Source organism: Streptococcus mitis, from assembly GCF_001579035.1.
GTDB lineage: Bacteria > Bacillota > Bacilli > Lactobacillales > Streptococcaceae > Streptococcus > Streptococcus mitis_J.
In genome coordinates this window covers 325,458-332,864 of record NZ_KQ970285.1, presented here as the reverse complement: position 1 = coordinate 332,864, position 7,407 = coordinate 325,458, and the positions used below count along the sequence as shown (strand labels likewise).

The window sequence follows — 7,407 nt, the reverse complement described above, 5'->3', positions numbered from 1 at the left end:
CCTTAGTTTACTGGCTGATATCGCACTTTCTGATGAAGATGATGATTTAATAAAAATTCCTCTTATACCAAAGGACAAGATAACTTTTACAGTTTATTACGCTTACCTTAAATCAGCTACACCGTCATCAGAAGTAGAAGCCTTATTTAATCTCCTTAAATCATATGAATAGAAAAAACTCTAACTATCAATGAACTGATAGCTAGAGTTTTTTTACATTGTAGATATTATACTCAATGAAAATCAAAAAGCAAACTAGGAAGCTAACCTCAGGTTGCTCAAAACACTGTTTTGAGGTGGCAGATAGAGCTGACGTGGTTTAAAGAGATTTTCGAAGAGTATTAGACTATAGTAGATTGAAGCTAGAGTAATACACCGCGACTTCTAAATCTTTTCTAGAAATTGATTTGACTTTCCTAATAAAGTTGTTCAGATTTTATTTCATCTCACTATAATTCAATGATTTTCTAAGAATTCTATTTCTTTCGAAAATTCTTTCAGAACGCTTTCAAAATTTTTTCAAATCAGTCCAACAAAAAAAGGTTTATAATTTCCATAAAAGTTGACATGGAAATTATAAAACCATTATTAGTTTAATCCTTGTTGATAACGTGCCAATTCGGCTTGATTGGCCCAAACATAATGACCTGGACGGATTTCAACCATGGATGGCTTATCAGTCTCATAGTCGTGTTGACTTGGGTCGTAAACCTTCAAGACCTTCTTACGTTCCAAGATTGGATCTGGGATTGGTACCGCTGAAAGCAAGGCTTGAGTATATGGGTGAATTGGATTGTTAAACAATTCTTCTGTTTCTGCAACCTCTACAATAACACCTTTGTAAATAACTGCGATACGATCTGAAATAAAACGAACAACCGACAAGTCATGGGCGATAAAGAGATAGGTCAAACCAAGTTCTTTTTGGAATTTTTTGAGCAAGTTCAAGACTTGGGCTCGAACAGAAACGTCCAAGGCTGAAATTGGCTCATCCGCAATAACAAAGTCTGGTTGCATGACCAAGGCACGAGCAATACCGATACGTTGACGTTGACCACCTGAGAATTCATGAGGGTAACGAGTCAAGTGCTCAGCAAGAAGACCCACTTCACGGATAATATTTTTAACTTTCTCTTTACGTTCTTCTTCATCCTTGAACAGATGATGATTGTAAAGACCTTCAGAAATAATATAATCAACAGTCGCACGTTCATTCAAACTTGCCGCAGGGTCTTGGAAAATCATCTGGATACGACGAATCAATTCTGCAGCTTGTTCACGCGATTTCTTACCATTAATCTTTTGACCTTCAAAAATGATATCACCATTACTTGTATCATTTAGACCGATTATCGCACGACCAATAGTTGTTTTCCCACTACCTGACTCACCTACAAGCGAGAACGTTTCTCCCTTGTTGATAAAGAAGTTAGCATTTTTAACCGCGACAAACTTCTTACTTCCTTCACCGAAGGAAATTTCTAAATCTTTGATTTCTACTAATTTTTCAGACATTTCCTTCCTCCTAGTCTTCCAGATGGGCAAATCCCATTTTTTCACGGATCTTATCGTGGAGATTTGCAATCACAGCTGGTTTTTCTACTTTTGGAGCATCCTCATGAAGAAGCCAAGTTTTAGCCCAATGCGTCTCTGATACTGAGAATTGAGGAGCTTTTTGTTCGAAGTCAATCTGCATTGCATAGTCTGAACGCAAGGCAAAGGCATCCCCTTTCAAGTCAGTATAAAGTGACGGAGGTGTTCCTGGGATTGAGTAAAGATCCCCTTTATCATCAGCAAGCTGAGGCAAGCTAGACAAGAGACTCCATGTATATGGATGGCGAGGGTCATAGAAGACTTCCTCAACAGTTCCATACTCAACGATTTCTCCTGCATACATAACCGCTACCTTATCCGCAATACTTGCCACCACACCAAGGTCGTGGGTAATAAAGATTGTTGTGAAATGATACTCATTTTGTAAAGATTTCAGCAAATCAATAATCTGTGCTTGGATAGTCACATCCAAGGCAGTCGTTGGCTCATCACAAATCAAGACATCAGGTCGGCAGGCAAGGGCAATCGCAATAACGATACGTTGACGCATCCCTCCAGAATATTGGAATGGGTATTCATCAAAACGTCTATCTGCATCTGGAATCCCAACCTTATTCATGTAGTCAATTGCTAATTCTTTCGCTTCTTTAGCTGTTTTTCCTTGGTGTTTTACAATAACTTCTGTAATCTGACTACCAATTGTTTTAATTGGGTCCAAACTAGTCATTGGATCCTGGAAGATAGTCGCAATCTTAGCCCCACGAATTTGTTCCCAATCCTTGTGAGAAGACAAGGCTGTCAAATCTTGACCACGATAGTCAATGCTACCTTGGGCAATACGACCATTTTCTTCGAGCATACCTGTGAAGGTCTTTGTCAAAACAGATTTCCCTGATCCTGACTCACCTACCAAGGCTAATACTTCTCCTTCAACTAGTTCAAGGGAAACACCGCGAATGGCTGTCAATACTTTGTCACGAACGTCAAATTCCACGACAATATCGCGAGCAGTCAAAATTACATTTTTTTCTTTTGTCATTTCTACTCCTATCTATGTGTACGTGGATCACTAGCATCCGCTAAGTTTTGACCAACTACGAAAAGGGACAAGGATACCAAAACAAGGGTTGTCAATGGAATCCAGAACAAGTAAGCATTGGTTGTTACGTTTTGTGAATAATCCGAAATCAAACGACCCAAACTTGGCACTGTAATTGGCAATCCAAGACCGAAGAAAGACAAGAAGGCTTCGTATGAGATAAAGCTTGGAAGCATTTGAGTCATGGTTGTCACAATAACAGATACCAATTGTGGCATGATGTTTTTGGCAACAATCTTCAAGGTTGGAGTTCCCAAAGTACGTGACGCCAAGTTGTATTCCAAGTCACGATAGCGCAAGATTTGCACACGGATCATGAAGGCAATCCCAATCCATGTTGTTACACTCATGGCAAAAATCAGATTCCAGAATCCAGCTCCGATTGAGTAAGTCAAGACAATAACAATCAAAAGAGATGGGATGTTTGAGATGACGTTATAAACTTCCATCATCACGCGGTCAACTGATTTTGAAATTCCCCAAATACCACCGACAAAAACACCGATAACCAAGTTAATCACTGTCGCAATCACAGAAATGAGGATAGAGTTACGAGCTCCAAACCAGACACCGTCAAAGAGTGATTTACCGTTACTGTCTGTACCGAACCAATGCTCAGCATTTGGCTTGATATAACGAGCACTAAAGTCGTTTACCTTACTGACATCATTGAAATCAAACTTAGAAAACATTGGGTAGATGAAACTCATCAAAATAATGGCTACCAAGATTCCCAACATGACTACAGTTGATTTTTTCTTCATAAATTGTCTAAACACTGACTTCCAGTAAGAATATGCTGGCGCATCAATAGTTTCAGAGGCAAAATCGTCACGTTTTACAAACTGAAATTTTTCTTTATCGATTGTAGACATTATTTGCCTCCTTTCTCAGTCAATTTAATACGTGGGTCAATAATAGTCATCCAAATATCTCCCAAAAGAAGTGAGAAGATAGAAATACATGTAAAGATGAAGACAAGACCAACGACCATAGAGTTATTAGATGCTTTTACAGAGTCAATCAACATTTTACCCATACCTGGGAAGGCGAAGACTGTTTCAGTAAGGGTTGCACCACCGATAACCCCGATAACGGCACCAGGAATTCCTGAAACCAGTGGAACCATGGCATTTTTAAAGATGTGTTTGTTTGAAATTTCTTTTTCAGACAAACCTTTTGCACGAGCGAAACGAACAAAGTCTTGAGATTGCAAGTCAATCATGTAACGACGAATCCAAATAGCTGTACCAGGAGCACCCAACAAACCAAGGATTACTGCTGGTAAAACGTAAGAACGCCAATCTCCAGCCCCTAAGATAGGGAATGAATCTGGTAAACCAATTGAGGAACCAATCAATCGAACAATATAAACAAGGGCGATTGTTGGAAGCGCCATCAAGAAGGTCAAAGCACCTGTTGAGAAGCTATCGATCCAAGTGTTCTTGAAACGAGCCATGGCTGAACCAAGTGGCACGGCAATCGCATAAGAAATCACCAAACCAATCAAACCAGCAATAGCAGAGCTGACAATCATAGATGGATATTGGTAATTACTTTCAGTCGCTGTATAAGGATCATCTTTCCCATAGCTAGCTACTTCACGAGAGTCAGCCTGACTAGGTGACTTGTAGGTTCTTGAGTAAATATTTACAGAAGACGTTTTCTTACCTGTTGGGAACTGAACTTGAGCAGTTTTGGTTTGTCCTTGACCTTGAGTAATAACCTGAAGAACTGGTGTATTAGCATAGGTTGGATAAGAGTCTCCTAAATTGATATTCACAAAATTTTGATGCACAAATGGGAACTGACTGTTGAAGTACAAGAGATATTTATGTTTAGTACCTGAGCCGACCAATGACCATCCGATAGCTGGATCATTTTCGAAACGAAGGTAGCGTTTCAAGTCTGGATTTTCAGGGTCTTGAATTTTATTTGTATGGTCAATGTCAATCAAGTTAGCATAGAAGTGAAAAACACGTTCAAAAATTGGAATTTCACGAGTAGCATAAAATTGACCACTTTCAGTAAATTCTCCCAAAGTCCAACCATGACCTAATTGATTGATGTACTTTTCATAAATAGCTTTATTGGTCGCATTTGCCTCTACTGTTACAGAAGAATCCATGCTACTTGCCTTTTCTTGCAACTCTTTAGTATCGTAATACTCAATGTAGCCCATACGCTCAAACACAGTATTTTCATAGTTATCACGTTTATCAGCCGTTGTCGCAATTTTATTATAGTTAGGATCCTGCTTGAAAATCAATTTTCGAGGAACCAAGGTATAGATAATCGTGTAGGTCAAAGTCGTTACTAAGAAAATCGAAACCAATGACCGCAAAACACGCATAAAAATATATTTTTTCATATTATTTCCTTTAAAAATCCCAAAAGAACCTTCTCCTCATGGAGAGAAAGTTCTATTAGAAATTATTTACTTCACATGACTTGCCAATTCTTTTTGAGCTTTCTCATTTGATTCAGCTTTTTCTTTCAACCATTTTTCACGAGCTTTTTCATACTCTTCTTTTGTTACAACCTTATCTTGTAATTGAATATATTTAAAGTATAGTTCCGAACCTTTATCCCCAGATTGTGCAAACACATTTGTAAACGGAACAATTCGTGAAATTACTGGTGCTGCTCCAGTAGAAGCCATAGCAGGAATGAAGAGGGAACTATCTGTCAACCATGCTTGAGCTGCAGCATACTTTTCATAGCGTACATTCAAATTACTTGTCTCTTTAGCGGCCTCATCAACTAATTTATCGTATTCTTTCAGACCAACTTGAACTACTGCAGAACTATTTGGATTATCAAACCCTAAGTAAGATTTTGTCGTTTCACCACTAGTTGATTTCAAAATATCAAGATAAGTAGATGGATCTTCAAAGTCTGGATTCCATCCAACTGCTCCAGATAAATCCCAATCTTCTGCAGCAGCATTTGCAGCATAATAAGTAACATTATGCAACTCGTCAGTTGTCATTTGTTGAATATCAATTACGACATTTTCAGCACCAAGAACCGTCTCTATAGATTGTTTAAAGGATTGAATACGTGCAACAAAATTTTTGGCTGTTTGGTCTACTGGGATATCCAGATGAATAGGAAATTGTACACCCTCTGCTTCTAAAGCTTTCTTAGCTTTGGCAAATTCTGTTTTAGCTTTGTCAACATTAAATAAACCATCCTGACCATCAGCTAAATTCACACCTTTCCACTCATCTCCGTAGGCAGGAAGTTGAGCAGCAACTAAATCACCAAAAGTCTTCTCTCCAGCTGAAACAAAATCTGGTTTCACGAATAAATTCCGAACTGCTAAAGTAGCTCCGTCTTTACCATTTATTTGAGCAGAGTATGACGAACGATCAAAGGCAAAGTTCAACGCTTGACGAAAATCTTTATTAAGTAATGCCTTTTTAGTAGAGTTTTTTTCTAAATCGGTTGACTTAGAAGTATAAGTGTAACTTTGACGATCAATATTCACACCCAAACCTGCAATTCCAGCTTCTGGTTGGGTATAATAGATATTATCTTTGTAGTCTTCTTCAACTTTAGCATAGTTAGAACTAGTAGGAAAAAGGCGAGCTTTACTATAAGCTCCATTTGTAAAGTTACGTTCCAGCGATTCCTGGTCAGAACCATCATAGTATGCTAGGGTAACAGTGTCTATATGAACATTTTCTTTGTCCCAATATTGCTCATTTTTTACAAATTCCACAGAAGATTTTGCAGTCAAAGCTTTGAGCAAGAATGGTCCATTGTAGAGCAAAGATGTTGGATCTGTCGGTTTAGCGAAATCGCTTCCCTTTGATTTTTCAAATTCTTCGTTTAAAGGCCAGAAAATTGAATAAACCATTTTAGAATTCCAATATGGTTCTGACTGGTTCAAAGTATATTGAAGTGTATAATCATCAACCGCTTTAACACCAACTGTTGAAAAGTCTGTTGAAGTCCCTGATAGGTAATCCGCCAAACCTTTAACAGAATTTTCAGCTAGGTAAATGGCCTGTGATTTTTTATCTGCAGCGTGCTTCAATCCATTTACGAAGTCTTTAGCCGTCACTTCAGCGTATTCTTCACCATCTGATGTAAACCATTTTACACCCTTACGAATCTTATAAGTGTAGGTTAAGCCATCTTTTGACACTTCCCAATTTTCTGCAACTGCAGGAATAAGATTTCCATACTTATCATTAGAAAATAAACCATCAATACCATTTGAAGTTACTACCTTTGTACTTTGTTTACCTGAAACTAAGTAGTCCAATGTTTCTGGATCTGCTGTATAAACATAACCGTAAGCTTTTGGCGCTGATGAATCAGATGATTTTGAAGAACTGCATGCTGCAAGTACACCTGCTGCTAATAAAACAAGACCTGCCGTAGCAAATACACGACTTTTTTTCATTTTTTACTCCTCTGTTTATGTGAATTATATATCGACAACCATTATATCATATTGTCCATTAAAAATCAAACGAATTTTCAGAATATTTAGGCTTATTCATACAAAAAATCTGAAAAAGCTATTGACTGAAAATCATTTTCAAGGTATAATAAGAAACGTTAAGGCGGTATAGCCAAGTGGTAAGGCACGGCTCTGCAAAAGCTTGATCGTCGGTTCAAATCCGTCTACCGCCTTTCAGTACCGAATTTATCGGAATTTATCAAGACAAAAAGCCCGTAAATTAGGGCTTTTTTATTTTTTTCTTCGGATAAATACGGATAATTTTGAAAAAACTTTT

Annotated in this window: 5 protein-coding genes, 1 tRNA gene and 1 pseudogene; 2 read left to right on the top strand and 5 right to left on the bottom strand. The window is 37.9% G+C overall.

The window, feature by feature from the left end:
- Positions 1 to 172, top strand: a pseudogene (locus SMIDD26_RS12530) (LysR family transcriptional regulator); the annotation flags it as partial.
- A gap of 416 nt (positions 173 to 588) precedes the next feature.
- Here SMIDD26_RS12530 and SMIDD26_RS01630 read toward each other — a convergent pair.
- From SMIDD26_RS01630 to SMIDD26_RS01610, 5 genes are all read right to left on the bottom strand, one after another.
- The gene (locus SMIDD26_RS01630) at positions 589 to 1,515 is read right to left on the bottom strand and encodes an ATP-binding cassette domain-containing protein (protein WP_042900321.1); all 927 of its coding nucleotides are present in this window, start codon (positions 1,513 to 1,515) and stop codon (positions 589 to 591) included.
- Between the two features lie 10 nt (positions 1,516 to 1,525).
- Positions 1,526 to 2,593: an ABC transporter ATP-binding protein gene (locus tag SMIDD26_RS01625; RefSeq protein WP_000159551.1), complete on the bottom strand. Its 1,068-nt coding sequence runs from the start codon at positions 2,591 to 2,593 to the stop codon at positions 1,526 to 1,528.
- 8 nt (positions 2,594 to 2,601) lie between these two features.
- The gene (gene oppC / locus SMIDD26_RS01620; RefSeq protein WP_000103703.1) at positions 2,602 to 3,528 is read right to left on the bottom strand and encodes an oligopeptide ABC transporter permease OppC; all 927 of its coding nucleotides are present in this window, start codon (positions 3,526 to 3,528) and stop codon (positions 2,602 to 2,604) included.
- Positions 3,528 to 5,024, bottom strand: coding sequence for an ABC transporter permease (locus SMIDD26_RS01615; RefSeq protein ID WP_000759899.1), 1,497 nt, complete (start codon positions 5,022 to 5,024; stop codon positions 3,528 to 3,530). Before SMIDD26_RS01615 ends, oppC begins: the two co-directional genes overlap by 1 nt.
- A gap of 66 nt (positions 5,025 to 5,090) precedes the next feature.
- Positions 5,091 to 7,070 (bottom strand): peptide ABC transporter substrate-binding protein, encoded by a 1,980-nt coding sequence (locus SMIDD26_RS01610; RefSeq protein WP_061438704.1) that lies wholly within the window; start codon positions 7,068 to 7,070, stop codon positions 5,091 to 5,093.
- 162 nt (positions 7,071 to 7,232) lie between these two features.
- Here SMIDD26_RS01610 and SMIDD26_RS01605 point away from each other — a divergent pair.
- A tRNA-Cys gene (locus tag SMIDD26_RS01605) sits at positions 7,233 to 7,303 on the top strand.
- Positions 7,304 to 7,407: the final 104 nt, after the last annotated feature.